The sequence below is a fragment of the Stutzerimonas kunmingensis genome, from assembly GCF_900114065.1.
GTDB lineage: Bacteria > Pseudomonadota > Gammaproteobacteria > Pseudomonadales > Pseudomonadaceae > Stutzerimonas > Stutzerimonas kunmingensis.
This window is the reverse complement of sequence record NZ_FORS01000011.1, coordinates 15647-42114: the sequence shown is the minus strand read 5'-3', so window position 1 is coordinate 42114 and position 26468 is coordinate 15647. Positions and strand designations below refer to the sequence as shown.

Annotated in this window: 22 protein-coding genes and 1 other RNA gene; 14 read left to right on the top strand and 9 right to left on the bottom strand. The window is 60.6% G+C overall.

Features of this window, described 5'->3' with window-relative positions:
• Nucleotides 1-9: 9 nt before the first annotated feature.
• The 3 genes from dnaJ to grpE form a co-directional block, all read right to left on the bottom strand.
• Nucleotides 10-1140 (bottom strand): molecular chaperone DnaJ, encoded by a 1131-nt coding sequence (dnaJ, locus tag BM275_RS19640; RefSeq protein WP_003280872.1) that lies wholly within the window; start codon nucleotides 1138-1140, stop codon nucleotides 10-12.
• Nucleotides 1141-1262: 122 nt separating this feature from the next.
• The gene (gene dnaK, locus BM275_RS19635) at nucleotides 1263-3176 is read right to left on the bottom strand and encodes a molecular chaperone DnaK (protein WP_090523097.1); all 1914 of its coding nucleotides are present in this window, start codon (nucleotides 3174-3176) and stop codon (nucleotides 1263-1265) included.
• A 99-nt stretch (nucleotides 3177-3275) separates the two neighbouring features.
• Nucleotides 3276-3845 carry a nucleotide exchange factor GrpE gene (grpE, locus tag BM275_RS19630; protein WP_041016112.1) on the bottom strand — a complete coding sequence of 190 codons (570 nt, stop codon included), beginning with the start codon at nucleotides 3843-3845 and terminating at the stop codon, nucleotides 3276-3278.
• A 201-nt stretch (nucleotides 3846-4046) separates the two neighbouring features.
• Here grpE and recN point away from each other — a divergent pair, with 201 nt between their 5' ends.
• Nucleotides 4047-5720, top strand: a complete 1674-nt coding sequence (recN, locus tag BM275_RS19625; protein WP_090523095.1) for a DNA repair protein RecN — start codon at nucleotides 4047-4049, stop codon at nucleotides 5718-5720.
• Between the two features lie 56 nt (nucleotides 5721-5776).
• On the opposite strand, the gene fur is transcribed toward recN, so the two are convergent.
• Nucleotides 5777-6181, bottom strand: a complete 405-nt coding sequence (fur, locus tag BM275_RS19620; protein WP_003280866.1) for a ferric iron uptake transcriptional regulator — start codon at nucleotides 6179-6181, stop codon at nucleotides 5777-5779.
• Between the two features lie 95 nt (nucleotides 6182-6276).
• Between fur and BM275_RS19615 the strand changes: the two genes are divergently transcribed.
• The gene (locus BM275_RS19615) at nucleotides 6277-6792 is read left to right on the top strand and encodes an outer membrane protein assembly factor BamE (protein WP_014819220.1); all 516 of its coding nucleotides are present in this window, start codon (nucleotides 6277-6279) and stop codon (nucleotides 6790-6792) included.
• A gap of 41 nt (nucleotides 6793-6833) precedes the next feature.
• On the opposite strand, the gene BM275_RS19610 is transcribed toward BM275_RS19615, so the two are convergent.
• Together BM275_RS19610 and BM275_RS19605 are read right to left on the bottom strand one after the other, a co-directional pair.
• Entirely contained in the window at nucleotides 6834-7148 is a 315-nt protein-coding gene (locus BM275_RS19610) for an RnfH family protein (RefSeq protein WP_090523093.1), read from the bottom strand.
• Nucleotides 7141-7575: a type II toxin-antitoxin system RatA family toxin gene (locus BM275_RS19605; protein ID WP_023446175.1), complete on the bottom strand. Its 435-nt coding sequence runs from the start codon at nucleotides 7573-7575 to the stop codon at nucleotides 7141-7143. The genes BM275_RS19610 and BM275_RS19605 overlap by 8 nt, the downstream gene beginning before the upstream one ends.
• Before the next feature lie 210 nt (nucleotides 7576-7785).
• Here BM275_RS19605 and smpB point away from each other — a divergent pair, with 210 nt between their 5' ends.
• Nucleotides 7786-8268: an SsrA-binding protein SmpB gene (smpB, locus tag BM275_RS19600; RefSeq protein ID WP_003299438.1), complete on the top strand. Its 483-nt coding sequence runs from the start codon at nucleotides 7786-7788 to the stop codon at nucleotides 8266-8268.
• Nucleotides 8269-8339: 71 nt separating this feature from the next.
• On the opposite strand, the gene BM275_RS19595 is transcribed toward smpB, so the two are convergent.
• The gene (locus BM275_RS19595; protein WP_041016108.1) at nucleotides 8340-9125 is read right to left on the bottom strand and encodes a GntR family transcriptional regulator; all 786 of its coding nucleotides are present in this window, start codon (nucleotides 9123-9125) and stop codon (nucleotides 8340-8342) included.
• A 267-nt stretch (nucleotides 9126-9392) separates the two neighbouring features.
• Between BM275_RS19595 and BM275_RS19590 the strand changes: the two genes are divergently transcribed.
• The 10 genes from BM275_RS19590 to BM275_RS19545 all read left to right on the top strand — a co-directional run bounded on the left by BM275_RS19590 (nucleotide 9393) and on the right by BM275_RS19545 (nucleotide 23553).
• Nucleotides 9393-11087: an L-lactate permease gene (locus BM275_RS19590; protein ID WP_045667110.1), complete on the top strand. Its 1695-nt coding sequence runs from the start codon at nucleotides 9393-9395 to the stop codon at nucleotides 11085-11087.
• A gap of 248 nt (nucleotides 11088-11335) precedes the next feature.
• Nucleotides 11336-12157 (top strand): (Fe-S)-binding protein, encoded by an 822-nt coding sequence (locus BM275_RS19585; protein ID WP_014819215.1) that lies wholly within the window; start codon nucleotides 11336-11338, stop codon nucleotides 12155-12157.
• A complete protein-coding gene (locus BM275_RS19580) occupies nucleotides 12154-13614 on the top strand; it encodes a LutB/LldF family L-lactate oxidation iron-sulfur protein (protein WP_090523091.1) in 1461 nt (486 codons plus the stop codon). The genes BM275_RS19585 and BM275_RS19580 overlap by 4 nt, the downstream gene beginning before the upstream one ends.
• A complete protein-coding gene (locus BM275_RS19575) occupies nucleotides 13611-14282 on the top strand; it encodes a LutC/YkgG family protein (protein ID WP_042924391.1) in 672 nt (223 codons plus the stop codon). The genes BM275_RS19580 and BM275_RS19575 overlap by 4 nt, the downstream gene beginning before the upstream one ends.
• Nucleotides 14279-17131, top strand: a complete 2853-nt coding sequence (locus BM275_RS19570) for an FAD-binding and (Fe-S)-binding domain-containing protein (protein WP_090523089.1) — start codon at nucleotides 14279-14281, stop codon at nucleotides 17129-17131. The genes BM275_RS19575 and BM275_RS19570 overlap by 4 nt, the downstream gene beginning before the upstream one ends.
• Before the next feature lie 181 nt (nucleotides 17132-17312).
• Nucleotides 17313-17618, top strand: coding sequence for a hypothetical protein (locus BM275_RS19565; protein WP_014819211.1), 306 nt, complete (start codon nucleotides 17313-17315; stop codon nucleotides 17616-17618).
• Nucleotides 17619-17751: 133 nt separating this feature from the next.
• Nucleotides 17752-18130: a transfer-messenger RNA gene (gene ssrA, locus BM275_RS19560) on the top strand.
• Between the two features lie 98 nt (nucleotides 18131-18228).
• Nucleotides 18229-20670, top strand: a complete 2442-nt coding sequence (locus BM275_RS19555) for a site-specific integrase (RefSeq protein ID WP_014597600.1) — start codon at nucleotides 18229-18231, stop codon at nucleotides 20668-20670.
• 162 nt (nucleotides 20671-20832) lie between these two features.
• Nucleotides 20833-22092: a site-specific integrase gene (locus BM275_RS19550; protein ID WP_042924400.1), complete on the top strand. Its 1260-nt coding sequence runs from the start codon at nucleotides 20833-20835 to the stop codon at nucleotides 22090-22092.
• 1095 nt (nucleotides 22093-23187) lie between these two features.
• Nucleotides 23188-23553, top strand: a complete 366-nt coding sequence (locus tag BM275_RS19545) for a histone-like nucleoid-structuring protein, MvaT/MvaU family (protein WP_017243953.1) — start codon at nucleotides 23188-23190, stop codon at nucleotides 23551-23553.
• 125 nt (nucleotides 23554-23678) lie between these two features.
• Here BM275_RS19545 and umuC read toward each other — a convergent pair whose 3' ends face one another.
• Together umuC and BM275_RS19535 are read right to left on the bottom strand one after the other, a co-directional pair.
• A complete protein-coding gene (gene umuC / locus BM275_RS19540; protein WP_017243954.1) occupies nucleotides 23679-24959 on the bottom strand; it encodes a translesion error-prone DNA polymerase V subunit UmuC in 1281 nt (426 codons plus the stop codon).
• Nucleotides 24946-25377, bottom strand: a complete 432-nt coding sequence (locus BM275_RS19535; RefSeq protein ID WP_011914412.1) for a LexA family protein — start codon at nucleotides 25375-25377, stop codon at nucleotides 24946-24948. Before BM275_RS19535 ends, umuC begins: the two co-directional genes overlap by 14 nt.
• 82 nt (nucleotides 25378-25459) lie before the next feature.
• Between BM275_RS19535 and BM275_RS19530 the strand changes: the two genes are divergently transcribed.
• Complete coding sequence (locus BM275_RS19530) at nucleotides 25460-26173, top strand: SOS response-associated peptidase family protein (RefSeq protein ID WP_011914413.1); 714 nt, start codon at nucleotides 25460-25462, stop codon at nucleotides 26171-26173.
• Nucleotides 26174-26468: the final 295 nt, after the last annotated feature.

Below are 26468 nucleotides of genomic sequence, written 5' to 3'. Positions count from 1 at the left end.
AGCCCCTTGTCATACATCACCGAAAAAGCGCTTCACACCTTCGAACCAGCCACTGGCCTTGGGGGAATGCGAGGTGTCACCCTGCAGCGTGCCGCGAAACTCCTCGAGCATCTCACGCTGACGCTTGCTCAGGTTGACCGGCGTCTCCACCGCGACCCGACACAGCAGATCGCCCGCCGCACCACCGCGCACCGGCGCGACCCCCTTGCCACGCAAGCGGAACTGCTTGCCGGTCTGGGTACCCTCAGGAATCTTCAGCTTGACGCGGCCATCCAGGGTCGGCACTTCCAGCTCGCCACCCAACGCGGCATCGGCAAAGCTGATCGGTACTTCGCAATACAAATGTTTGCCATCGCGCTGGAAGATCGCGTGCTCGCGCACATTGACCACCACATACAGATCGCCGGCCGGGCCACCCTGAGTGCCCGCCTCGCCTTCGCCAGACAGACGAATGCGATCACCGGTATCGACACCCGGCGGCACCTTGACCGAGAGTGTCTTCTGCTCCTCCACGCGCCCCTGCCCATGGCAGCTGCCGCACGGATCGGAAATCATCTTGCCGCTGCCGTGGCAGCGCGGGCAGGTCTGCTGTACCGAGAAGAAACCCTGCTGCATGCGCACCTGACCGATACCGCCACAGGTGGTACAGGTCACCGGGCTGGTGCCCTTCTTCGCACCGGAGCCATCGCAGGTCTTGCACTCGACCAGCGTCGGCACGCGAATGGTCACGGTGGTGCCGCGCACCGCCTCTTCCAAGTCGAGTTCGAGCGTGTAGCGCAGATCGCTGCCACGCTGTGCGCCGCCACGGCCGCCGCCGCGGCCGCCACTGAAGAAATCGCTGAACACGTCGCCGAAGATATCGGAGAAGTTCGCACCACCGTAACCGGCACCGGCTGCCCCAGCACCCATCTGCGGATCGACACCGGCGTGGCCGTACTGATCGTAGGCAGCACGTTTGCTCGGATCGGAAAGTACTTCGTAGGCCTCATTGGCCTCCTTGAAGGCGTCTTCAGCCGCCTTGTCCCCCGGATTGCGGTCCGGGTGATGCTTCATCGCAAGGCGCCGGTAAGCTTTTTTCAGCTCCGCCTCGCTGACGCCGCGCTCGACGCCCAGCACCTCATAAAAATCGCGTTTGGCCATAACTATCCTGAACCCTCAAATTCATGCCTTCCAGACACGCCGACGCGGGAGCAAGCCCCCGCGCAGCGGTCGGGCCCGCCCGAACGATGTCGGCGCGGGCTGGAGCGGAAGCAAGCCAGGGCTTACTTGTTGTCCTTGACCTCTTCGAACTCGGCGTCGACCACGTCGTCGCCCGGCTTGCCCTGCTCATCTGGCGACTGACCTTCACCAGCCTGGGCCTGCTCGGCGTACATCTTCTGCGCGACCGGGGTTGAAGCCTGGGAAACCGCCGCGATCTTCGCTTCGATTTCGGCCTTGTCGTCGCCCTTGATGGCCACTTCCAGCTCGCCAAGCGCCTTCTCGATGGCCGCCTTGTCATCGTCGCTGGCCTTGTCGCCGGCTTCGGTGAGCATCTTGCGAGTGGCATGCACCAGCTGGTCGCCCTGGTTACGTGCGGTGGCCAGCTCCTCGAACTTGCGGTCTTCCTCGGCATTCGCCTCGGCATCGCGGACCATCTGCTCGATTTCCTCCTCGGACAGACCCGAGTTGGCCTTGATCACGATGGATTGCTGCTTGCCAGTGGCCTTGTCCTTGGCAGACACGTGCAGGATGCCGTTGGCGTCGATGTCGAAGGTGACCTCGATCTGCGGCATGCCACGCGGTGCCGGCGGGATCTCGGCCAGATCGAAGCGACCCAGCGACTTGTTCTGCGTAGCCTGCTTGCGCTCGCCCTGCAGCACATGAATGGTCACGGCGCTCTGGTTATCGTCCGCAGTGGAGAACACCTGCGACTTCTTGGTCGGGATGGTGGTGTTCTTCTCGATCAGCGGCGTCATCACGCCACCCAGGGTTTCGATGCCCAGGGTCAGCGGCGATACGTCGAGCAGCAGCACGTCCTTGACGTCACCGGCCAGGACCGCGCCCTGAATGGCAGCACCCATGGCCACGGCTTCATCCGGGTTGACGTCCTTGCGTGCTTCCTTGCCGAAGAACTCGGCGACTTTCTGCTGCACCAGCGGCATACGGGTCTGACCACCGACCAGGATCACGTCGTCGATCTTCGAAACGTCAACGCCGGCATCCTTCAGCGCAATGCGGCAAGGCTCGATGGTGCGCTGCACCAGATCCTCGACCAGCGCTTCCAGCTTGGCCCGGGAGATCTTCACGTTCAGGTGCTTAGGACCGGTCGAGTCTGCGGTGATGTATGGCAGGTTGACGTCGGTCTGCTGACTGGAGGACAGCTCGATCTTGGCCTTCTCTGCTGCTTCCTTCAGGCGCTGCATTGCCAGCGGATCACCCTTGAGGTTCATGCCGGTTTCTTTCTTGAACTCGTCGACGAGGTAGTCGATCAGGCGAATGTCGAAGTCCTCACCACCGAGGAAGGTGTCGCCGTTGGTAGCCAGCACTTCGAATTGATGCTCACCATCGACTTCGGCGATCTCGATCACCGACACGTCGAAGGTACCGCCACCCAGGTCATAGACGATCACGGTGTGGTCGCCCTTGGCCTTGTCCATGCCGTATGCCAGCGCAGCCGCGGTCGGCTCGTTGATGATGCGCTTGACGTCCAGACCGGCGATACGACCGGCATCCTTGGTAGCCTGGCGCTGGCTGTCGTTGAAGTAGGCCGGAACGGTGATCACCGCCTCGGTCACCGCCTCACCGAGGTAGTCCTCGGCGGTCTTCTTCATCTTCTTCAGAATTTCCGCGGAGATCTGCGGCGGCGCCATCTTCTGGCCATTCACCTCGACCCAGGCGTCGCTGTTGTCGGCCTTGACGATCTTGTAAGGGACCATCTGAATGTCTTTCTGCACGACGTCTTCGTCAAAGCGACGACCGATCAGACGCTTCACCGCATACAGGGTGTTGTGCGGGTTGGTCACTGCCTGGCGCTTGGCCGACTGGCCAACCAGGATTTCGCCGTCGTTCGCGTACGCGATAATCGACGGAGTGGTACGGCCGCCTTCGGCGTTTTCAATAACCTTGGCCTTGCCGTTTTCCAGAATCGAGACGCAGGAGTTGGTGGTTCCCAAGTCGATACCGATGATCTTGCCCATTTAATTCGCTCTCCAAATTTCGATTGGTCCGCGCCTGTTTTACCGGCTGCGGGTAACACAAAAACGCTTGGCTACCAGATGGGGGTCGGCAACCGGATTTCAAGCCTTCTCATCAATCGAAGGCGGCACATCGGCGGGCGCCTTGCTGACGACGACCATCGCCGGACGCAGCAGGCGACCGTTGAGTAGGTAACCTTTCTGGAACACCTTGAGCACGCTGCCCGGCTCGACATGGGTGCTTTCTTCCATGGCCATGGCCTGGTGATGCTCAGGATTGAACGGCTCGCCATGCGGATCGAGCTGCTCGAGCTGGTGACGCGCCAGCGTGTCCTGAAGCAGCTTGAGGGTCAGCTCGACGCCCTCACGCATGGGCTTGACCGCCTCGTCATCAGCACTGGACAGCTCAAGGCCACGCTCGAGACTGTCGGCAACGGCAAGCAGATCACCGGCAAACTTTTCCAGGGCGAACTTGTGCGCCTTTTCCACATCTTGCTCGGCGCGCCGGCGGATGTTCTGCAGCTCAGCCGCAACGCGCAGTGACTGGTCCTGCGCAGCGGCCAGCTGCTCTTCCAGCGACTGCACGCGGGCGGCCAGATCCTCGGCTACGTCCGCTTCCGAATGCTCGGGCGCTTCCGGGTTCTGGTTATCCAGGTTCTGCTCGTCGGCCATAGGTCCTCCTCTCTATACGATCAGCGGGCAGCAAACCCGCGCTTGTGCCGCTATATGGGGGCGCGAAAACAGGCTTCAAGGGCAGATAGCGAAGAGCGCCCAGCGAAATGACGAGCAACCGCACATTCATCCTTCAACGCTTGTAGCGCCCAGGAAAACCACTGTATAAATACCCAGCCACGCAAATCGGGAGCCCTTGCCATGCTGGTTCATCTATCGGTCCACAACTACGCCATCGTCGAGCACCTCGACCTCGAGCTGAAACGCGGCATGAGCGTCATCAGCGGAGAAACCGGCGCAGGCAAGTCGATCATGCTCGATGCCCTCGGCCTGACGTTGGGCGACCGGGCCGACAGCAGCGTGGTGCGCATCGGCGCCGACAAGGCCGACATTCTTGCCAGCTTCGACCTGGACGATATTCCCGACGCCCGCGCCTGGCTCGCGGAGCGCGACATGGACCATGACGGGCCCTGCATCCTGCGCCGCGTCATCACCGCCGAAGGTCGTTCCCGCGGCTACATCAACGGCACCCCTTGTCCGCAGAGCGACCTCAAGTCGCTGGGCGAGCTGCTTATCGATATCCACAGCCAGCATGAGCATCAATCCCTGCTGAAGATCGACACCCATCGGCGCCTGCTCGATGAGTACAGCGGCAACCAGGAGCTGGCGCGACAGGTCCAGCTGGCCGCCCAGCGCTGGCGGCAGACGCGACAGACCCTGGAACGCCTGAGCAACAGTGGCGACGAACAGCGCGCACGCCACCAATTGCTCAGCTACCAGCTGGAAGAGCTGGAGAACCTGGCGCTGGGCGAGAACGAACTGGAGCAACTCGAGCGCGAACACAAGAACCTGGCCAATGCTGAGCAGTTGCTCGGCGCCTGCCGCCAAGTCATGGAGCTGTGCAGCGAGAGCGATGCCGGCAACGTGCTGTCGGCACTGACCAGCAGCCTGCAGCGTCTGAGCGCCTTCCAGAACCAACCTCAAGCCCTGAGCGAAGCAGTCAATCTGCTGGCGAGCGCGCAGATTCAGGTCGAAGAGGCGATCGGCGAGCTGAACCGCTTCGTCGATCACTTCGACGCCGATCCGGAGCGCCAGCAGATGCTGGAAGAGCGGCTGGATACCATCTACACCCTCGCTCGCAAGCACCGCGTGCAACCGACCGAACTGCCCAACCTGCACCAGCAGCTGCTGGAGGAGCTAGAAGGGCTGAACGCCGACGACGAAGCAGTCGAGCGCCTCGGTGAAGAACTGGCGGCCTACGCTCGGCACTACGAAGAAAAAGCCGGAGAACTCAGCCGCATGCGCCAGGCCGCGGCCGAACAGCTGGCCAGCGCTGTCGAGGTAGAGATTCAAAGACTGGGTATGCCAGGCGGCAGATTCAGCGTGCAACTCAAGCCTGCAGCCGAAGGCGAACTGATGCCCTACGGCCTGGAGCAGGTCGAGTTCCTGGTCAGCGCCAACCCGGGCCAGCCCCTGCGCGCACTGGCCAAGGTCGCATCCGGGGGTGAACTATCACGCATCAGCTTGGCGATTCAGGTGATCACCGCGCAGACATCCCGCGTACCGACGCTGGTGTTCGATGAAGTCGACGTGGGTATCGGCGGCCCCACCGCGGAGATCGTTGGCCAGCTGCTGCGCCGCCTCGGCGAGCGCGGCCAGGTGCTGACCGTCACCCACCTGCCCCAGGTCGCCGCCCAAGGACATCACCACCTGTTCGTGCACAAGGCTCGCGGGGCGGATGAAACCCGCACTGCCGTCGCAGAGCTGGATCAGAACGGCCGCGTCGAGGAAATCGCGCGAATGCTCGGCGGCGTCGACCTGACCGAGCAGTCTCTGGCACATGCCCGACAGATGGTCACCTCCGCACAAGCCTGAGCCCGGCAGCCAGGCACAAAAAAGGCGGCCTTGGCCGCCTTTCTCATATGTCTGGATCAGTCTTTCTTGCGCACGTAGAGCACCAGATTGTGATCCACCAGCTCGTAGCCGTGACGCTTGACGATTTCTTTCTGCAACTTCTCGATCTCGGGATCGAAAAACTCGATGACGTCGCCGCTATCGACGCAGACCATGTGGTCGTGATGCCCGCCGTCGGCCAGCTCGAAGACCGCATGACCACCATCGAAGTTGTGCCGAACTACCAGACCGGCCGCCTCGAACTGGGTCAGCACGCGATAGACCGTCGCCAGACCGACATCCTCACCCGCTTCCATCAACGCCTTGTAGACGTCTTCGGCGCTCATGTGACGGCGATCGGTAGTGTCCAGCATCTGCAGGATCTTGACCCGCGGCAGAGTTACCTTGAGACCAGCTTTACGTAGTTCGCTATTTTCAACCATGGTTGGCTTTCTCGCTGCTGCTGTTTCGCAGCCTCCTTCAATACGGGTATGATCCGGGTTCTTTGCCCAGCCAAGATAGTGGAAGTCACCCACCGATGCAAAACACCAAGCTCATGCTGGCCAGCCTCTCCTTCGCAGGTCTGGTCGCACTCGCCGGTTGTTCATTCCCCGGGGTTTACAAGGTCGACATTCAACAGGGCAATGTCGTCACGCAGGACATGATAGACCAGTTGCGCCCCGGAATGACCCGCCAGCAGGTGCGGTTTATCATGGGCAACCCGCTGATCACCGATACCTTCCATGCCAACCGCTGGGACTACCTGTACAGCATCCAGCCCGGCGGCAGTCCGCGCCAGCAGGAGCGCGTCAGCCTGGTGTTCAACGCCAACGACCAGCTGGCAGGCCTGGCCGGCGACTTCATGCCCGGCGTAAGCCGCGATGAACAGATCCTTGGCCGCGACGCCCAGGCGCCTGACGCGGCTCCTGCCGCCCAACCAAGCCAGCCTGAAGAGCGCCCTGCGCCTGGCTCGCTGCTGGAGCAGATTCAGCGTGAAGTGGATGAAGCGGAGCCGGTTCCGGTGCCGATTCCCGAACCGCTGGAAACCGAATAAAGAAACGCCCGGCTAGCCCGGGCGTTTTTGTTTCAGCATATTCAAGCGTCTTCGGCCTTGTTCTTTGCTGCCCGTGCGGCGCGCTGTTTGCGCACCTCTTTCGGGTCGGCAATCAGCGGCCGGTAGATCTCCACTCGCTCACCCTCCTCGAGCACGCGCTCATCGGGCCTGGGCACGGCCTTGCCGAAGATACCCAACGGAGCTGCGGCCAGATCGAGCCCCGGGAAGTGCGCATCCATTCCCGAACGCAAGGCCGCCTCGCGCACGGTGGTGCCCGCGGGCACGGTCATCTGCAGCAGCTTCTGCTTGTCGGCCAGGGCATAGACCACTTCGACCGCAATCGATTGCTTATCCATATAGCTGCTTCGCCCGCTCGCAGAAGGCATCGACCAAAGTGTTGGCAGCCTGATTGAACAACGGCCCAAGGGTCGCCTTGACCAGCGGCCCGGCGTAATCAAAGGTCAGATCCAGGCTTATCTTGCAGGCCTTCTCGCCCAGGGCCTTGAATTCCCAGATGCCATGAAGATGGCTGAATGGGCCTTCCTCAAGCGTCATCTCGATACGCTTGCCGAGGTCCAGGGCATTGCGCGTCATGAAACGCTGGCTCAACCCGGCCTTCGCCACCGTCATGCTGGCGTGCATTTCGGTCTCGCTGCTGGAAAGCACCTCAGTCGCTGAACACCAGGGCAGGAACTGCGGGTAGCTGGCTACGTCGTTGACCATGTCGAACAGCGCCTGGGCCGGGTACGGCAGCAGCGCGGAACGTTGAATGTGCGTCGTCATGCGGACCTTCTACGTCGTCGTTTCATTGCGCGCCATCCAAAAGTTGGCGCAGCCAGCCCGCAACCGCGGCTTCCGGGCGACACCCGGGAAGCGGCTCAGCGCAAAGCGGGGCACATTGTCGGGGATTAACGGCTGCCCCTCAAGTTTCTGCCACCAGCGCTCTTGCAGGCTGTCGCCAGCCGCAGCGGGACTCCCTATAATGCGGCCCCTATGGCCAAACAGAAGAAACAGTCCCCCGGGACCATCGCGCTGAACAAGAAAGCGCTACACGACTACTTCATCGAACAGAAATTCGAGGCGGGCCTCGTCCTGGCCGGCTGGGAAGTGAAGAGCATGCGCGCCGGCAAGGCTCAGCTGGTCGACAGCTACGTCCTGCTCAAGGATGGCGAAGCCTGGCTGATGGGTGCGCACATCACGCCGCTGACCAGCGCCAGCACACACGTCATTGCCGATCCGACCCGCACCCGCAAGCTGCTGCTGAACAAGCGCGAGCTGGGCAAGCTGTTCGGCGCCGTACAGCAGAAAGGCTACGCCTGCGTAGCGCTGTCGCTGTACTGGAAGAAGCACATGATCAAGTGCGAGATTGCCCTCGGCAAAGGCAAGAAGGAGTACGACAAGCGCCACACCGAGAAGGAACGCGATTCCGATCGCGAGATTCAGCGCGCCATGCGTACCAAGGGCAAGGACGACTGAGCCCTGCTCAGCGTTTGGCCTGATCAGCCTAAGCAGTGATACCGAGCCGACAGCCAGTGCCGGCTCAGCTCTCAACCTTCCTTCTGCATCCTTTCACCCTGCCGACGCTGCGCGCGCGCCAGCCGCTGGGCTTCCTGCTGACCTTCAGCCAGCACTTCCTGCACGTAATTGATATGGCGATGGATGACCTCCCGCGCCTCGGTCGCTCGCCTGGCCATGATCGCCTCGTACAACTCGCGATGCTGGCTCATCAGCATGTCCCGCGTTTCGTCACGCAGGGCGTACATGCCGCCGATATTGGTCACCACGTTGCGCTTGAGCAGGTCGAACAGGCCACGAATGGTATGCAGCAGCACCGCGTTGTGGCTGGCTTCGGCAATGGCGAGATGGAACTGGGCATCGGCTGCGCCCTCTTCCGCCCGGGAGACCTTGCCTTCCCGGGCGTAGCAGTCCTGCAATGCGGCAAAGGCTTCGGTGAGCCGCTTCCGATCCACCTCGGTCGCACGGAGCGCTGCGTAGTAGGCGCAGCTGCCCTCGAGCGTGTGGCGAAACTCCAACAAGTCGCGCTGCGCATCGCTGTTGTTTTCCAGCAGGTGCAGCAACGGATCACTAAACGTCGAGCCTAGCGACTCGGCGACGAACGTACCTCCGCCATGCCGGCTGACCAGCAGCCCCTTGGCCGCGAGCTTCTGAATCGCTTCGCGCAGCGAAGGCCGCGAAACACCAAAGCTTTCAGCCAGGGCGCGCTCCGCAGGCAGACGCTCACCCGCCTTGAGCGTGCCCTCGAGAATCATGGTTTCCAACTGCGCGACGATATCGTCCGCTAGCCGCCGCTGCCGCACCATCCCCACGTCCATAGCCACCCCGAATGGTCATACCAATCCGAAAATGCTAGCCATGACCGCGTATCTGCACAAGGCCGGCTGTTGCGACCAAAGTCTATAGCTAGCTAATTGACGACCCTATACGCAGCTCTTACGCTGGCCATTCACTTCTGTTAATTGGTATTACCACTTTACAGAGTGGTCTAAAAATAAGAGGACTCAGCATGAGATCTGCGCACAAAAACTACTCCACGGTCCGCTCAGGGCCCCATCTGAACCGAACCGCAGGGGAAGCCTGACATGTCCAACGGACTGCTCGCACTTTTCGCCTTCACACCCATTCTGCTCGCAGCAATCATGCTGATCGGTCTGCGCTGGCCCGCCAGCCGCGCCATGCCGCTGGTCTTCCTGTTCACCGCAGCCATCGGGCTGTTCGTCTGGGACATGAGCGTCAACCGCATCATCGCCTCGACGCTGCAAGGCCTGGTGATCACCCTGGGCCTGCTGTGGATCATCTTCGGCGCAATCCTGCTGCTGAACACCCTCAAGCATTCCGGCGGCATCACCGCCATTCGTGCCGGTTTCACCACCATCAGCCCTGACCGCCGCATCCAGGCCATCATCATCGCCTGGCTGTTCGGTTGCTTCATCGAAGGCGCTTCCGGCTTTGGCACTCCGGCCGCCATCGCCGCACCGCTGCTGGTTGCGGTCGGCTTCCCGGCAATGGCTGCAGTCCTGCTCGGCATGCTGGTGCAAAGCACGCCGGTGTCTTTTGGCGCGGTCGGTACGCCGATCGTCGTGGGCATCAACAGCGGCCTGGATACCGCCACCATCGGCGCGCAACTGGTTGCGCAGGGGTCCAGCTGGAACGCCTACCTGCAGCAGATCACCAGCAGTGTGGCGATCACCCACGCCATCGTCGGCACAGTAATGCCGCTGGTCATGGTGCTGATGCTGACGCGCTTCTTCGGCAAGGAGAAAAGCTGGAAAGCCGGCTTCGAAGTATTGCCGTTCGCGATCTTCGCCGGCCTGGCGTTCACCCTGCCCTACGCTGCCACCGGCATCTTCCTCGGCCCGGAATTCCCGTCGCTGCTCGGCGGCCTGGTGGGCCTGGCGATCGTTACCACTGCCGCTCGCTTCAAGTTCCTGACGCCGAAGACCACCTGGGACTTCGCCGACGCCAAGGAATGGCCAGCTGAATGGCTGGGCACCATCGAAATGAAGCTGGACGAGATGGCCGCCCGCCCGATGAGCGCCTTCCGCGCCTGGCTGCCCTATGTGCTGGTGGGTGCACTGCTGGTAATCAGCCGTGTGTTCCCGCAGGTGTCTGCCGCGCTTAAATCGGTATCCATCGCCTTTGCCAACATCCTTGGCGAAGCTGGCGTCAGCGCCGGGATCGAGCCGCTGTATCTGCCAGGCGGGATTCTGGTCGCAGTGGTGCTAATCACCTTCTTCCTGCACGGCATGCGCGCCTCGGAACTCAAGGCCGCCGTCAAGGAGTCCAGCAGCGTGCTGCTCAGCGCTGGCTTCGTACTGCTGTTCACCGTGCCGATGGTGCGCATCCTGATCAACTCGGGCGTCAACGGTGCCGAACTGGCCAGCATGCCGATCGTCATGGCGCGCTACGTCGCCGATAGCGTTGGCAGCATCTACCCGCTGCTGGCGCCGTCGGTGGGCGCTCTGGGTGCATTCCTCGCTGGCTCCAACACCGTCAGCAACATGATGTTCAGCCAGTTCCAGTTTGGCGTTGCACAGTCGCTCGGAATTTCCGGCGCGATGGTAGTTGCCACCCAGGCTGTTGGCGCTGCGGCGGGCAACATGGTTGCGATCCACAACGTGGTGGCGGCATCCGCTACCGTCGGCCTGCTCGGTCGCGAAGGCTCCACGCTGCGCAAGACCATATGGCCTACGCTGTACTACGTGCTGTTCACGGGGGTGATCGGCCTGATCGCCATCTACGTGCTAGGCGTGACCGACCCACTGGTCGGAGTGTAAGAAACAGGAACCGTGCCCCCATCTGGGGGCACGGTTGCATTCCAGAAACCGCACCTGACAGGCCCATTGAAAAACGTAGGCGAGACAGGCAAGACGAGGCAAAGCAGCCGAAGAAAGGACTGGGCTCGCATACGAGTTCAGGTTCCTAAATGAGCATTCTGAGGCTGCTTTAACGACGCATTGCCAAACGCAGATAGTTTTTCAAAAGCCTGTTTGCGGATAACCGGGCTAACCCGGAGACCAAGCCGATGAGCGAACTCTTCTACGATGCTGCGCCGAACGCTACCCGCGTCGCGCCGCCGCTGCCAAAGCCGCGCGAATACCCCGCCAAGCCGAGCCAGGTTTATCTGTTCGGTACCTGCGTGGTCGACCTGTTCTATCCCGAGGCTGGCCTGGATGCCATCCGCCTGCTCGAGCGCGAAGGATTGACCGTGCACTTCCCGCAGGGTCAGACCTGCTGCGGCCAGCCGGCCTACACCAGCGGCTACACCGACGAGGCACGCAACGTCGCACGGGCGCAACTGGATCTGTTCGCCAACGACTGGCCCGTGGTCGTCCCGTCCGGTTCCTGCGCCGGGATGCTGCGCCACCATTATCTGGACCTGTTCAAGGACGAGCCGGCCACGCTGAAGAAGGCACAAGCGCTGGCCGAGCGCACCTTCGAGCTGGCCGAGTTCCTGCTCAACGTCTGCAAGGTCGAATTCAAGGACGCCGGCACGCCGACCAAGGTTGCCCTGCATACCTCCTGCTCGGCCCGCCGCGAGATGAACACCCACCTGCACGGCCGCGCCCTGCTCGCACAGCTGGGCCAGGTCGAACGCGTCGAGCATGACCACGAAAGCGAATGCTGCGGCTTCGGCGGCACCTTCAGCGTGCGCATGCCCGACATCTCCGGCGCCATGGTGCTGGACAAGACCCGCGCACTGAAGGAATCCGGCGCGCATCAGGTGATCAGCGCCGACTGCGGCTGTCTGATGAACATCAACGGTTCGCTGGAGAAGCAGCGTGAAGCCCTGCGCGGTCAGCATCTGGCGACCTTCCTCTGGCAACGCACCGGAGGTGCCCGATGAACGCCGAACAGCGTATCCCCGCGATACAGATCGAGAACGCCGGTGACCCGGATTTCCGCGCCCGCGCGCGCAAATCCCTGAAGGACGACCAGCTACGGCGCAACTTCCGTACCGCCATGGACTCGCTGATGACCAAGCGTGCCGTGGCCTTCAGCGATGCCGACGAACGCGAGCGGCTGCGCGAGATGGGCAACCGCATCCGCGCCCGCGCACTGTCCAAGCTGCCCGAACTGCTCGAGCGGCTGGAAACCAACCTGACCCGCAATGGTGTGAAAGTGCACTGGGCGGAGACGGTTGAAGAGGCGAACAACATCGTCCTCGAGATCGCCCGCGCCCACGAGGCGAAGCAGGTGATCAAGGGCAAATCGATGGTCAGCGAAGAGATGGAGATGAACCATTTCCTCGAAGGCCATGGCATCGAATGCCTGGAATCGGACATGGGCGAGTACATCGTCCAGCTCGACCACGAAAAGCCTTCCCATATCATCATGCCGGCAATCCACAAGAACGCCGCCCAGGTCGCGTCCCTGTTCCACGAGAAACTCGGCGTGGAGTACACCAAGGACGTCGACCAACTTATTCAGATCGGCCGCCGCACGCTGCGCCAGAAGTTCTTCGAGGCCGATATCGGCGTCTCCGGGGTGAACTTCGCGGTGGCTGAGACCGGCACCCTGCTGCTCGTGGAAAACGAGGGCAACGGGCGCATGTCCACCGGTGTGCCGCCGGTACATATCGCCGTCACCGGGATCGAGAAGGTCGTGGAAAACCTGCGCGACGTGGTCCCGCTGCTCTCGCTGCTGACTCGCTCGGCGTTGGGCCAGCCGATCACCACCTACGTCAACATGATCTCCAGCCCGCGCAAGGCCGATGAGCTCGACGGCCCGCAGGAAGTGCACCTGATCCTGCTGGACAATGGCCGCAGCCAGGCCTTCGCCGACAGCGAGCTGCGCCAGACGCTGAACTGCATCCGCTGCGGCGCCTGCATGAACCATTGCCCGGTGTACACCCGCGTCGGCGGCCATACCTACGGCGAGGTCTATCCCGGACCGATCGGCAAGATCATCACGCCGCACATGGTCGGCCTGGACAAGGTGCCGGATCACCCCAGCGCCTCGTCGCTGTGCGGCGCCTGCGGCGAGGTCTGCCCGGTGAAGATCCCGATTCCGTCCATCCTGCGGCGCCTGCGTGAGGAGAACGTCAAGGCGCCGGACGATCCGCACAAGGTCATGCGCGGCCAGGGCAGCAAATACTCGAAGCAGGAACGGCTGATGTGGGCCGGCTGGCGCCTGCTCAATACCAGTCCGACGCTGTACCGCGTGTTCGGCTTCTTCGCCACCCGCCTGCGCGGCCTGACGCCATCGAACATCGGCCCTTGGACGCAGAACCACAGCGCACCGAAACCTGCCGCCCGCTCGCTGCACGAGCTGGCCCGCGAGCACCTGGAGGGCAAGCGATGAGCGCCAAGGCCAATATCCTCGCCAAGCTGAAAAAGAGCCTGGAAGGCACCACGCCTATCGTCGATGACTACGACGTATCGCTGGTCACCCAGCCCTGGAGCTACGCGCCCGAGCAGCGCATCGCCCGTCTGCGTCAGCTGATGGAAGCGGTGCACACCGAGATTCACCTGACCACGGACGCCGATTGGCCCGCCCTGCTCGAACAGCTGCTGCACGACCGCCAGCTGCCGAGCCTGCTGATCGCCCCGACGACGCCGTACGGCCAGCGCTTCACCGAGCATTGCGCCGGCCGTGAAGGCCTGCCGACGCTGAAGGCCTACGACCGCCCGGTCGAGGACTGGAAGGACGAGCTGTTCAACGACACCCCGGCGAGCCTCACCGGCACACTCGGCGCCATCGCCTCCACCGGCAGTCTGATCATGTGGCCGACCCGCGAGGAGCCGCGCCTGATGAGCCTGGTGCCACCGGTGCACTTCGCCATCCTCAAGGCCAGCGAAATCCACGACAACTTCTACGAGATCCAGCAGAAGTTTCAGTGGGCTGCCGGCATGCCGACCAATGCGCTGCTGGTCTCCGGCCCGTCGAAAACCGCCGACATCGAGCAGGTGCTGGCCTACGGCGCCCACGGGCCGAAGGATCTGATCCTGCTGATCCTGGAGGACGCATGAACGCGGCCGCCCAGCTTGAACGTGCGCCTTTGCCAGCCGCGTTCCTCCGCGAAGTCGAACGTCTGATCCCGGTCGAGCGGCGCTTCGACGACCCGCTCTCCACCCTCGCCTTCGGTACCGACGCAAGCTTCTACCGGCTGATTCCCAAACTGGTGGTGCGCGTCGAATCCGAAGCCGAGGTGATCGCGCTGCTCAAGCTGGCCCATGCGGAAAACGTCCCGGTGACCTTCCGCGCCGCCGGCACCAGCCTGTCCGGCCAGGCGATCAGCGACTCGGTGCTGATCGCCCTCGGCGACAACTGGAACGGCCGCGAGATTCGCAACGGCGGCGAGCAGATCCGCCTGCAGCCGGGCGTAATCGGTGCCAACGCCAACGCCGTGCTCGCGCCATTTCAGCGCAAGATCGGCCCTGATCCGGCCTCGATCAACGCCGCCAAGATCGGCGGAATCGTCGCCAACAACTCCAGCGGCATGTGCTGCGGCACGGCGCAGAACACCTACAAAACCCTCGCCGGCCTGCGCGTCGTGCTGGCCGATGGCACCGTGGTCGACAGCGAGGATGCCTCCAGCGTTGCCGCCTTCCGCCAGAGCCATGCGGCGCTGCTCGAACAGCTGGCCGAGCTGGGCCGCGAAACCCGCGCCAACACCGAACTGGCCGCGAAGATCCGCCACAAGTACCGACTGAAGAACACCACCGGTTTCTCGCTCAATGCGCTGGTCGACTACGACGAGCCGCTGGATATCCTCAGCCACCTGATGGTCGGTTCCGAAGGCACGCTGGGCTTCATCAGCGCGGTGACCTACGACACCGTGCCGGATCATCCGCACAAAGCCAGCGCGCTGGTGGTGTTCCCTGACGTGGAAACCTGCTGCCTGGCCGTACCGGTGCTCAAGCAGCAGCCGGTGTCGGCCGTGGAGCTGCTCGACCGCCGCAGTCTGCGCTCGGTCGAACACAAGGCCGGCATGCCCGAGTGGGTGAAGGAACTGTCGCCGACCGCCTGCGCACTCTTGATCGAATCGCGCGCCGCCAGCCAGTCGCTGCTGCACGAGCAGATCAACCTGATCATGACCTCCATCGCGCATTTCCCGGTGGAAAAGCAGGTCGACTTCAGCGAAGACCCGGTGGTCTACAACCAGCTTTGGAAGATCCGCAAGGACACCTTCCCGGCAGTTGGCGCCGTGCGCCAGACCGGCACCACGGTGATCATCGAGGACGTCACCTTCCCCGTCGAGCGCCTGGCCGAGGGCGTCAACCGGCTGATTGAATTGCTCGACAAGCACCGCTACGACGAGGCGATCCTCTTCGGCCACGCGCTGGAGGGCAACCTGCACTTCGTCTTCACCCAGGGCTTCGATGATCCGGCGCAGGTCGCCCGTTACGAAGCCTTCATGGGCGAAGTGGCGCAGCTGGTCGCCGTCGAATTCGGCGGTGCGCTCAAGGCCGAACACGGCACCGGGCGCAACATGGCGCCCTTCGTCGAGCTGGAATGGGGCAGCGAAGCCTACGCGCTGATGTGGAAGATCAAGCGCCTGCTCGACCCCACCGGCATCCTCAATCCGGACGTGGTGCTCTCCGAAGACCCGGACATCCACCTGAAGAACCTCAAGCCGATGCCGGCCGCCGACGAGATCGTCGACAAGTGCATCGAGTGCGGTTTCTGTGAGCCGGTCTGCCCGTCCAACGGACTGACCCTCACTCCACGCCAGCGCATCGTCATCTGGCGCGACATCCAAGCCCGTAAGCGCGCCGGCGTCGACACCACGGAAATCGAGCGCCTCTACCATTACCACGGCGTCGAAACCTGCGCCGCCACCGGCCTCTGCGCCCAGCGATGCCCGGTCGGCATCAACACCGGCGACCTGGTACGCAAGCTGCGCGGGCGTGAAGCGAGCAAAACCGGTGCCGCCAACTGGCTAGCCGACCATTTCGGCACCGCCGTGCAGGGCACCCGTTTCATGCTGCATGCCGCCAACGGCGCGCACATCATCCTCGGCACCAAGCGCCTGGCTAAGCTGTCCGCAACCATGACCAACGCCAGCAAGGGTCGCATCCCGCAATGGACACCAGCGATGCCGCAACCCCTGCAGCGCCTGCACCTGCCCCAGCCTGTCGTTCAGGATGAGCGCCCGCGGGTGGTCTATCTGGCCGCCTGCGTCTCCCGCGCCATGGCGCCCGCTGCCCGCGATCAGGAACAGGAGCCGCTGCTCGACAAGACCCGCAGCCTGCTTGAAAAGGCCGGCTACCAGGTGATTTTCCCCGAGCAGCTGAACGACCTGTGCTGCGGCCAACCGTTCGCTTCCAAGGGTTACGCTGAACAGGGCGAACGCAAGCGTCAGGAGATGCTCGACGCGCTGCTCAAGGCCAGCCGCGGCGGGCTTGATCCGATCTACTGCGACACCAGTCCCTGCACGCTGCGCCTGGTCCAGGGCCTGACCGATCAACGCCTCGACATGTACGACCCGGTGCGCTTCATCCGCACACACCTGCTCGACAAGTTGGACTTCGTCCCGCAGGAAAAGGCGATCGCCGTGCACGTTACCTGCAGCACCCAGCACCTTGGGGAAGCACAGGCACTGATCGATATCGCTCGTCGCTGCGCCAGGGAAGTCGTGGTGCCCGAAGGCATCCACTGCTGCGGCTTCGCCGGTGACAAGGGCTTCACCACGCCAGAACTGAACGGCCACGCTCTACGCAGCCTGAAAGACGCCGTGCAGATCTGCGAGGAAGGCATTTCCACCAGCCGCACCTGCGAGATCGGCCTGTCGCGTCATGGCGAGATCGACTACCACGGGCTGGTCTACCTGGTGGACCGCGTAACGCGTAGCAAAACAACCACGCAGCCGCTCTAGAAAAGGCACTACGGCCCCGCTCAGCGAAGCGCGGCCGTTTCGTTTGTGGCGTTTCGATGAACGCTCACGCGCAATCGCAGTCGGAATTTTAGAGCCCCTGACGGGTTCGATTCGACTCGGCGCCGCCGTTTCAGTTGGTATCTGGCAGGCCCGGGAAGTCCATAAGACTGGAGGACCCACAATGAAAGTTCATGCACTGCTCGCATCCGCGGTACTGCTCGCCAGCCCGGCCGTCTTCGCCCAAGACGACCTGTGCCAGCTCAACCTGCAGGAAATCGACGACAACATGGCCACCAACACCGCCACCTTGGGTGAGCCGGCCAAGAGCCAGGTCGACGAGTACGTTAAACAGGCCCGCCAAGCCCAGCAATCGGGCGACACCGAAGCTTGCATCGCGCACTCCACCAAGGCACTGCAAGAGCTGAAAGGCCCAGGCAGCACCGGTAGCGGCGGCACCAGCGGCTCCGGTTCCGGCGCCGGCAACTAAGCCAGGCCGGCGGGATCGTGCGAACGATCCTGCCGCAGCCGAGCTGTACATTTTGTAACCAGCATGGCTACAAACTGATCGACAGCGCAGAGAGATCGCCGTACACTCGCGCCCAGCACCACAAGCGTCACCAGGGGCCGATTAGGATTCGACGCCGGTAACAAAACTTGAGGGGCATGCCGAGTTGGTAACAGAACTCGTAAATAAACTGTTGCAAACTTATAGTTGCCAACGACGACAACTACGAAGGGTACGCGCTAGCCGCCTAACCTTCATCTGGTAGCTTCGGCTCCAGCGGTCACTAGGGGATGCCTGTAAACCCGAAATGACTGTCAGACAGAACAGGATCGCCGCCAAGTTCGCTGTAGACGTAACGGCTAAAACTCATACAGCTCGCTCCAAGCACCCTGCCAATCGGGCGGCGCGGAGTTAACTCAGTAGATCTGGCTAAGCATGTAGAACCGATAGCGGAGAGCTGGCGGACGGGGGTTCAAATCCCCCCGGCTCCACCAATTCAACACTGAAACCCGTCTAGAACGCGGGTTTCAGCCCAGATTTGATGGCATTGGATTACTCACAGTCCGTCTGTGAATCCAAAAGGTATGCCATCATGTCCAAGCGCCAAAGCAAAACGGGTGTCCCCCACCTGGTCTATCAAGCCAACACTGGCTTCCAGTACTACCTCACATTCCCTAAGCATTTCGCGGCCAACCCGAAACTGCCTGCGCAAATCCGGTGGTCGCTCAGCCACGACGAAGCCCTGGCCCGCGATCTCGCTAAGTACCTGAATGCTTCTTTCGAGCAGTTCCTTGCCAAGGCAACCGAGCACTATGTCGAGCTCTTTTCTGACCGCCTGCTGGTTGACCTCCAAAGGTTTCACTTAGCGGTAGCGGAAGCACTCAAATTCGCCGACCGGGTTTGGAAAGTCCGTCCGTCGCCCATGAAGCTCGCGAACCAAGACCTTTCGGTCGCCCACGCTCGCATGATGAAAGAGAGTGCCGAGCGTGTAGTGCTCTATAGCCACGAGCCAGGGGGCGAAATTTTCTTCGCACTGACACCAACGCCCGCACTGGTAAAAGCGCTTGGGGTCGGGTTCGTACGCTTTGACTGGCCGCTCGGAACCAACAACCAGAACGTGGCGAGCGACGCTGCCCGGTACATTTACGCCGCCCTTGATGTACTCGAGACCGTCCCACCCTCCCCAGGGCGCTATTCGAAAGAATCTCCTGCATTTGCAGCGATGACGCTTTATGAATACCTGTGCCATGCCCGCCCAGACCAGGGTCGGAATCTCATGCACATCCCCCCAGCACTACCGCAATCTCGGCAAGCTTTGCATTTTCATCTTCAGCAAGCCAACGCGATGCATCTGAAGCTCCGCATCATTGATCGAGCGCTCTTGGTGCAGGAGGGATCGGGGCTTTATGTGATGCTTATCGAACTCGATCCGCTGTGCATGAAAGCGCATCTGAGAGAAAAGAAAAGCTTTCGGGTTGAGCTGCTCACTAGCTCCATCATCATTGCGGTCCTCATGCTGACGTATACGCTGCAGAAGGTTGATAAGGTGCTGTTGCGTTACTTTCAGGAAGACGATCACCAAGATCCTTACGCCCAAGCCATGCAGGAAATCGGTGACCTGGTTCGGCGGATGTTGGGTTCTGCTGCAACCGCCGAGCCTATGCAGACGATTCCGGAGCTGAACTCGCCGACAGATGCTGTGGCACCGCCACAGGATCCAGGCACGCTCGCGTTGCTGAATGCGCTCGGGAGCGTTCTGCCCGACGCGCAGAAAGCCAAGCTTGAAACCCTCTTTACGCAACCCTCCGTCAACGATCGCATTGTCTCGCCGGCGCGTGGTTCAAACGCAGGGTTGAGCCTCGCAGCTTTGGTAAAGGAATACGAAGAACGGCAAATTCGTGAAGGCGCCTGGGCTAACCCGCGGACTCGCATTACCGCAAAGGCCCGCCTGGAAGGCCTGTGCGAGCTGCTTGGCGGGCACCGGCAAGTCGAGACGCTGACTCGCGCTGAATTCAACACGCTACGCGATCATCTGCGTAGCTATCCGAAGAACCGGCATCGCCTCCGTGCCACGCGTAACCAGCCGCTAAGTAAGATCATTAGCGACGGTAAGTTCGAGCCAATCAACCCTCGCACTGCGAAAAAGTTTTTTGAGCTGGCAAGGGCCCTTGTCACCTACGCTCATGATCAGGGTTACATCACCGAAAATATCGCGGCCGGATTGGCATTCAGCACCAAAGGAGCCGAGGCGCCGAGGAAGCGCACGTATAGCCCAAGCCAGATCGAGAAACTTCTTCACGGTCCGGCCTACACACTGACCACGCCGCCGCGCTGGCGCTTGGATGACTACAAGTTTTGGCTGCCGCTGCTTGGCCTTTTTACAGGCGCAAGGCTAAGTGAGCTGTGCCAGCTACGGCTCGAAGACATTCGGCAAGAACTCGGCGTCTGGCTCATCAGCATCAATCGAAGCGGGTCGAAACAGCTGAAGACGTCCGATTCGGAAAGGTTGGTGCCGATTCACCGGCAGCTTATCGAGTCGGGCTTCCTGGAGTTTCATCAAGCACGCCTGGAAGCTGTCGAGCGAGACGGCAAGGCTCCGCTTTTCGACAATATTCGGGTATACGGCGACCTTTCTCCCGGGCATGTTGCGAGCCGTTGGTTTCTCGGCTCAAGCCAGATTAGCCGGGGTTACCTTGGGCTTTGCGGCCTGGGAGATGACGGCCTGACGTACCACGGTCTGCGCCACACCTTTATCAATCAATTTCGCAGACAGAACCTTGACCTGGCGAAAGCCAAAGCGCTTGTAGGCCACTCGGATAAAAGTACCACCGGTGGGTACGGCGACTGCTATCCGTCTGACGTGCTCAAAGACGAGCTCGACAAGCTCGATTTCGGGCTAGGGCTGGGACACATCCATTACCGGCACTATCAAGAGTTACGAGAACGCCAGGGCGTTTTCAATGTCGGTCGCCCGGTTGGCACCCCCTTCCCCAGCGTGCGGGTTGCTAAGCGACACTGGAAAACGTACGCATAATATTCAGCTAATAAAAGGTAGGGGCTCGCTCTTACCTTTTGCTCATCTTGCGATTATTGACAAGTTGTCAATAAAAACTATCGCATGGTAAATCCTAATAGATTATCTTGACTGTTTATCCATCCAGTAATAATCTCAAGCCTCACCCACTGTGAGGTATATATGAATGTAACTGCCCCCCTCTCCATTCCTTTTTACAAAGGCCTGAGTCTTATCGTCGAACCCGGCCATGAAGAACACTTGCGAATCGCGTTGGCAAACATTTCAGCGATTACGGATGCGATAAACCGCTTTCAGTCTTCTCCTTTGCTTACCGAGTTCATGGACATAACGCTGTCCCGCTTTCTGCGAGAAAACAATTACGCAGGGAAATCCGAGCACATGCTTCGAGCGCGGATGGAGAAACTAAAAATCGCTCTGACGCAAGATAATCCTACCCGCCGAGTTGCTGAGCTTGATCGGGCCGACGTACAGCGTCTGAAGGATCAGCTACCGTCGTTACTCAAGCAGAACGCTGCGTCGGGTAGCAAAGGCGCAAACCTCACGACCTACTATCAGTTGTTCAATCGAATGCTGGACGAAGCACTTGAGAGCAAGCTGATTACCGAGGCGATCAAAGTCGCGACCTGCAATACAAAACACGCCGAAATCACCAAGCCATTTCTGGATAGCAATCTGAATCAGATGTTCTCAGGCTGGCCCTACAGAAAGTATCTCGCAGGCGACCTGCCGAAAATCAACCAGGACGCCAAGCCCTATCGGTTTTGGTTGCTCCCGCTTGGGCTCTATACCGGCGCGCGGCTTAACGAGCTCTGCCAGCTACGTGTGCATGATGTGATCCAGGATGTCCACGGCGTAGACCTTATCGATATCAACGATAATGGCTACAACAAGTCGTTGAAGACGGGGCCGTCGGCTCGGCAGATTCCAATCTGCTCGAAGCTAGTGGAGATGGGCTTTCTAAATTTCGTAGAAGAACGGCGCCAGGCCGATGGCAATGACGCTCTGCTTTTCAACGAGCTGAGCTTCGATCCAAAGCACCTATACTCCCGCGACCCAAGTCGGTTTTTCTGCGGGCCGTGCACGGGTACAGGATACATCGGTCAGCACTGTCCGCCGGCGGTTAATGGCGGGCTCAATTTTAAAAGTCTCCGTCGCTCGTTTGCCGTTCGGCTGGAACGGTCAGGCATATCTCCATCCACGATCGCCTATCTGCTCGGCCATGAGGGTGGTGCACCAGAAGTCACAGCAGACCATTACCTGGAGCAGCCACTGAGTCTGAGATTACTGGAGCAGATGGAACGGGGACTGACATACAACGCACAGACCGAGCAGATCCGCTGGGAGCATTTTAAAAAGCTGCTCACAAACCAAGCCGGACGCGGAAAGCGAGGAAGGAGAACTAAGCAAAAGCCTTGCTAGCGCGTAGCGTTCAAAACAATCATCGCCTGGAGATGATTATGAGACAGGATGAATAAAAGGCCGCAGCCAATCTGCGGCCTTTTTCGTTCTGAACACAACAGGAAAGAAACCGAATTTTCACGCAACTCCGGGCATCGCTTGCGGCGACGGTTGGCACGCCCTATCGCTGAGCACAGTCCACCATCGAAGAACTTGCATCCGCTGCGACGAGAATTCCGTGACAGTCGGCTGCTGCCACACAAATTTCAGTTGAAGCGTGGGCGCTTTGGCATCAGACCGGACACCGCTTCATAACGCCACTGTGACAGACACACGGCACGGTCACCCGGCGCATCGACACTCACTAACTGCCGCAAGCCCTACGAGTGACACGGCGAGACTGCAGCACTCGAGTCATGTGACATGGCGGTCGTAAGACAAGTGTGCCGCAGTGATCGGGCTTATGATTGAGGCCGGGGCGGCAGCGCCCGCGAATGGCGCAGCTCACGTCTGTGCACAATCGCCATTTCGGCCAGGCAACGCCTGGCGGCTATGATTTGACAACAAAATTGCGGGGGCATACTTGAAGCAGCGAAGCGTTCCTTCAAGTATGCCCCCGCGCCCCATACTTGAAACCTTCAAGTATGGGGCAGTTGAGCATTTTGGGCGTTTGCAGGTAAGCGAAACGAATGTGGAGCGAGACCGAGCAATAAGACCAAAATGATCAACTGCCTTCGCGAAGCGGCTGCCATTGTTGTCAAAAAAGGCAGCTTTCTTCATTTGCCGCAGGTAAATGGCTAGCTCCAATTTCGATGCTATGCATGGCTACCTCTGCTAAAGCAGAAGAAGCCTGCTCACGTCCGCTTCCTCTACGGGATGCGCGACGTTTCTATGCAACGGCCGCCGCTTGGTCACCTCCCATTTTGCTAACCCACCACTTCATATGTCAGGAAGTACGCACCTCTCTGGCTGACAAACACTCCGCAGCGCCATCCCTGTACCAGCCTTCTCGATGACTGAATTACTCACGAAATCGGTCGGTCCTTAGTTTTCTCCCTCCGTGCCCAAGCGGTAGACTGAGACACACAAAGCAGTTTCGTTCTCCGAAGGTTACCCATGTCCAAACTCGCCGAATTCAAAGCTCTAGAAGCCCAGCTCGCAGCCCAGCTCAAGCAGCTTGATGCTCTTAAGAATGACGACAAACTCAAGCGCGAAATCGAGTTCGAGGAAAAACTCCGCAATTTGATGGGGCAATATGACGTAGGCCTGCGCGAAATTATTTCAATATTGGATCCGCAGCCCAGCCGCACCAGCATCAGCGCCACCCCGACGTCTCAAGCGCCTCGTCGGCAGCGCCAAGTTAAGGTTTACAAAAACCCAGAAACTGGAGAGGTGGTAGAGACGAAGGGTGGCAATCATAAGATTTTGAAAGCTTGGAAAGAAAAGCACGGCGCCGAAAAGGTAGAGGGTTGGCTTCAGTAAGCTATCCGACCAACACAAGAGCCAGGCACTGCCTGGCTTTTTCTTTACGCTTTCAGCGGTCAACGGATGCAAGCGATCGCACTACAACCAGTACCTGGAATTCATCGGTCCTCGCATGCACTCGCCTAGTTGCACCGCACCACCCACAACTGATCCAGCCTGGTCGTGAAACTTTGGCTCATCATCTCCCGTCGCATGCCCCAGTCCGGCGCGGTGGTTACGCGGCCGGGCCGGAGGGTATTGCGGCCCCACTTGGCGTTGATTGCATCGAGCACGCCCATAACGCGCTCCGACGCGGCGGGCTGGGTTTGGGCGAATAGATCGTCGGTGTACTCGCCGCGCTGGCAGAGGTCCATCAGCAGGACCTCTGCCTTGCTGAACGAAAAGCCATCGCGATAGATGTGTTCCAACCCAGCGATCGCCGCCCGGATGATGTAGCGGGTGTCGTTGGTGGGATACGGCAGCTCACACACGACGCCTTTCGCGAACTTGGGCTCGTCGGGATTAAACATGCCGGTACGGATGCTGATTCGGACGCGCTTGCACATGGACTGCTGTGCCCTCAGCTTCTCGCTGGCCCGAGCGGCATATGCCGCCACTGCGTCCTTGATTGGCTCAAGCTCGCGCAGGCGCTTGCCGAACATCCGCGAGCAGCAGATCTCCTGTTTGGGTGACGCGACCTCCTCCAGATCGAGGCACGGCGTCCCGCGCAGTTCGCGTGCGGTTTTCTCGATGACCACGCTGAATTTTTTGCGCAGGGTCCAGGCATCCGCGCTAGCTAGATCCCAAGCAGTACGTATGCCCAACCTGTTCAGGTGCTCGGTCATCCGGCGACCGACACCCCATACATCGCCGACGTCAGTCACGCGCAGCACCTTGTCGCGCCGCACCGGGTCGAGAAGGTCCACTACCCCACCCGTCTGCTTCTGCCAGCGCTTCGCTGAATGGTTCGCCAACTTGGCGAGCGTCTTGGTCCCCCCAATGCCCACCCCGACCGGGATACCTGTGCTGCGCAGTACCTCAGCGCGGATCCGCCTGCCGAGCACTTCGACGTCTGGCACACCGGTAAGGTCGGCAAACGACTCGTCGATTGAGTACACCTCAACCGCAGGCACCAGGCTCTCGATGACCGTCATGACGCGCTCGCTCATGTCGCCGTACAGCGCGTAATTGCTGGAAAACACCACAACGCCCCAACGCTCCAGGTCGCGCCGGATCTGAAAATACGGCACGCCCATTTTGATACCGAGCTGCTTTGCCTCGGCCGAGCGCGCGATCACGCAGCCGTCATTGTTCGAAAGCACGACGATAGGCGTACGGCGCAAGTCTGGTCGAAAGACACGCTCGCAGCTGGCGTAGAACGAGTTGCAATCAATGAGGGCGATGGCCCGCTCAGTACTTGCCATGGATTCGGATGCTGTATGACACCACGCCCCATACGTAGAGTTCTTCGCTTTCGAGGAGGTACCGCGGCGGGAACTTCGGATTAGCCGAGCGCAGAATGACCTGGCTGCCGGCTCGGTCGAAAATCTTGACCAGAGGCTCGTTATTCAGCGCTGCGATGATCACCTCCCCTTTTTCTGCCTCCCGTCCCCGGTCGATGATCAGAATGTCTCGGTCGAAAATGCCGACCTGGATCATGCTCTCCCCGTCTGCGCGCGCCAGGTAGGTATGCGGAGCTCGGATGTTCATCAGCTCGTCGAGCGAGATGCTCCCCTCCATGTGGTCCTGCGCTGGGCTCGGGAATCCGGCGGGCACGCAGAAACTGAAAAACGGCAGTGCAATTGTGGCGGGAGCAGCAGGTCCCAACATATGGACGGGCATGGCACAGACCTCATAACTGTATGTATATACAGTATTCTGAAGCTAGAGTCCGGTCAATTGAACCAGATGTGCGGGGGCACCCATGTGTGGACGTTTCGCTCAGTACCGAATCGCCTATGAGTACCTGGACAAGATCGCGATGCAGCTGCCCTTGCCATTGCGTGGCAGCGTGAATCCTGAGCCAATCGGACGCTACAACGTGTGTCCGCAATCACTGGTTCAGCTCCTGCACCAGGACGATGATGGCCTGCGCATGGAGCCGGTCAAGTGGGGTTACGCCCCATTGTGGGCACAGGGGAAGCGACCACCAGCGATAAATGCCAGGGTGGAAACGGCCGCAACTAGCAAGTTCTTTCGCGATATCTGGCAAACCGGCCGCGCAATAGTGCCCGCTGATGGTTGGTACGAGTGGAAGAAGGACGCGGCCAACCCGAAGATCAAGCAGCCCTACTACATCACGCTCCGTAGCGGCGAGCCGATGTTTTTCGCTGCGCTCGGGCGGTTTCAGCGAGGCGCCTCGCTGGAACCCCGAGACGGCGACGGCTTTGTTGTCATTACGTCATCTAGCGCTGCCGGCATGCTCGATATTCACGATCGGCGTCCTCTGGTTCTATCGCCAGAGTACGCTGCGCTCTGGATGCAGCAGGAGCTTTTGCCGCTCAAGGCTGAGGAGCTAGCACTGGCGCATGGTTTATGCGTCGAGGAATTCGAGTGGCATCCGGTGGGTAAGGACGTCGGGAACGTGCGGAATGATGGGCCGGAACTTATCAATAGGATCGCCCAGCCGCTGGTATAAAGGCATTTCGCTTCAATGACCGTTGGTGACAACCTAAATCAAGTGCGAGCTTTGCTTTCAGGCCCGCCACTGTATGGGCTCGCGCGACGGTGAGTCGTCAGTTTAGAAAAGTGAGCCAGGGAAATTCGCTAAAGCTCAAACGACGAGCTTGAACACACCTCTTAGGGGCAGATAGCACCGCTTCCGCTTACGGCCAGAAGCGGAAGCTGGCGACAGTGCATCGGGTGCCATGTTGTAGCCATCTGTCGATGGCAGCTTGCTGCAGACTGGTTTGTAGCACCTGTTGACAGCCTGC